The 644-nt window shown below is 71.1% G+C and carries 1 protein-coding gene; it reads left to right on the forward strand.

The window, feature by feature from the left end:
* Window positions 1-644: acyltransferase domain-containing protein (locus IG74_RS47315; RefSeq protein WP_037827516.1), on the forward strand; the 644-nt coding region annotated here is incomplete at both ends.

Consider the following 644-nt stretch of genomic DNA (forward strand, 5'->3'; position numbering starts at 1 on the left):
GGGCGGGGACCGGTTCGACCGGGTGGACGTGGTCCAGCCGGTGCTGTTCGCCGTGATGGTGTCGCTCGCTGCTGTCTGGCAGGCGGCCGGGGTGAAGCCTGCGGCTGTGGTGGGTCACAGTCAGGGTGAGATCGCGGCCGCGTGTGTGGCCGGGGCTCTGTCCCTGCGGGACGCCGCTCGTGTCGTGGCGCTGCGCAGCCTGGCGATCCGTGAGCTGTCGGGCAAGGGCGGCATGGTGTCGGTGCCGCTGCCCGAGGCCGAGGGGCGGGAGCTGATCGCGGGTTGGGAGGGCCGCATTGAGGTCGCGGCTGTCAACGGCCCGGCCCAGGTGGTCGTCTCTGGTGACCCGGAGGCGTTGGAGGAGCTGGTCGCTCACTGCACTGGCCAGGACATCCGGGCCCGTACGATCCCCGTGGACTACGCCTCGCACTCCTCGTACGTGGAGCAGATCGAGGCCCAGATCGCCGAGGCCCTGGCGGATGTGACCCCGCAGGGCGCCGAGGTGCCGCTGTACTCGACCCTGACCGGTACCTGGCTGGACGTCCCCATGGATGCCGGGTACTGGTACCGCAACCTCCGCCAGACGGTCCTGTTCGAGCACGCCACCCGAGGCCTCCTCGCCGAGGGCCACGGCCTGTTCCTGG

The organism is Streptomyces sp. NRRL B-1347, assembly GCF_000720325.1.
Classification (GTDB): Bacteria; Actinomycetota; Actinomycetes; order Streptomycetales; family Streptomycetaceae; genus Streptomyces.